Genomic DNA, 1,597 nt, shown 5'->3' with positions numbered 1-1,597 from the left:
CGCCCAGGCGGGCGGTCATGGCGATGGCGTCGCCGTCAAGGCTGCCCTCGCGCTCTCGGTCGGCCTCGAGCTCGCCGATCTGCGCCTCGAGCGCCTTGACCTCGCGGTCGGCAGCCTCGGCCTCGCCGTCGAGCCGGTCGCGCTCGATGACGAGGCGCTGCAGCACCGCGCCGGCGATCGCGTCCTCCTCCCGCAGCGCGGGCAGCGCCTCTTCCGTGGCCGCGCGGCGGCGGGAGGCAACAGCGGCCTCGGCCTCGGCGGCGCCGGCGGCGCGAGTGGCGGCGAGGAGCGCGGCCGCGGTCCCGGCGCGGCTCGCATCGGCGTCGTGCCAGTGGCGCCAGAGCAGCAGCGCCTCGGCCCGACGCAGCGCCTCGGCGATCTCGCGATAGCGCTGGGCCTGGCGGGCCTGCCGGGCGAGGCTCGCGAGCTGGGTGTCGAGCGCCTCCAGCACGTCGGCCACGCGGGCGAGGTTGGCCTCGGTGGCACGGAGCTTCAGCTCGGCCTCGTGGCGGCGCTGGTAGAGGCCGGAGATGCCGGCGGCCTCCTCGAGGATGCGGCGGCGGGCGCGCGGGCGGGCGTTGATGAGCTCGGAGATCTGCCCCTGGCGGACCAGCGAGGGCGACTGCGAGCCGGTCGAGGCGTCGGCGAAGAGCATGGCGACGTCGCGGGCGCGCGCCTCGCGGCCGTTGGCGCGATAGGCCGAGCCCGCCTCGCGCGTGATGCGGCGGACGATCTCGAGATGGTCGTCGTCGTTGAAGCCGGCGGGCGCCCTGCGGTCGGAATTGTCGAGGGCGAGCGTGACCTCGGCATGGTTGCGCGCGGGGCGGGCGCGCGAGCCGTTGAAGATCACGTCCTCCATGCCGTCGCCGCGCATGACGCTCGGGCGATTCTCCCCCATGACCCAGCGCAGCGCTTCGAGCAGGTTCGATTTGCCGCAGCCGTTCGGCCCCACGACGCCGGTCAGCCCCGGCGCGATGACGAGCTCGGTGGGGTCGACGAAGCTCTTGAAGCCGACGAGGCGCAGGCGGGTGAAATGCACGCGGGTCGCGGGTCCCTGTTGTCAGGACGACAGAGTCCGGGATGCGGCGCTTTCTGTCAATCACGTTCCTCAGCATATGGAGGGGGAAGCCCCGTATGGCCGCAACATCTCGGGGGGTTGACGATTCGCGGCTTTGGCCGTTGCCTTGGCCGCCGCGCCAGCCCGGGGGATCCTGCATGGCTTACGAGTATGACTACCAGAACGTCTTCGCCCGCATCCTGCGCGGCGAGATTCCGAACGCCACGGTGATGGAGACCGAGCACACCCTCGCCTTCCGCGACATCCGTCCGCAGGCCCCGGTGCACGTGCTGGTGATCCCGAAGGGGGCTTACGTCAACTTCGACCATTTCGGCGCCGAGGCGAGCGAGGCGGAGATCACCGACTTCACCCGCGTGGTGGCGCGGCTCTGCCGCGAGCTCGACGTCGCGCCGGGCGACGGCGGCGGCGGCTACCGGCTCATCACCAATTCGGGCGTCGACGGCGTGCAGGAGGTGCCGCACATGCATGCGCACCTGCTCGGCGGCCGGGGGCTCGGGCGGATGCTGCCGGGCTGAGCGC

2 protein-coding genes are annotated in these 1,597 nt (G+C 72.8%); one reads left to right on the top strand and one right to left on the bottom strand.

Annotation, left to right across the window (positions count from 1 at the left end):
* The coding region (locus Q0112_RS11080) for an AAA family ATPase (protein WP_297975205.1) at nucleotides 1-1,039 on the bottom strand (1,039 nt) is incomplete at its 3' end.
* A gap of 176 nt (nucleotides 1,040-1,215) precedes the next feature.
* On the opposite strand from Q0112_RS11080, the gene Q0112_RS11075 reads away from it, so the two are divergent.
* Entirely contained in the window at nucleotides 1,216-1,593 is a 378-nt protein-coding gene (locus tag Q0112_RS11075; protein ID WP_297975203.1) for a histidine triad nucleotide-binding protein, read from the top strand.
* Nucleotides 1,594-1,597: the final 4 nt, after the last annotated feature.

This window comes from uncultured Amaricoccus sp., from assembly GCF_937858865.1.
Taxonomy (GTDB): domain Bacteria; phylum Pseudomonadota; class Alphaproteobacteria; order Rhodobacterales; family Rhodobacteraceae; genus Amaricoccus.
This window is presented reverse-complemented; position numbering and strand designations above follow the sequence as displayed.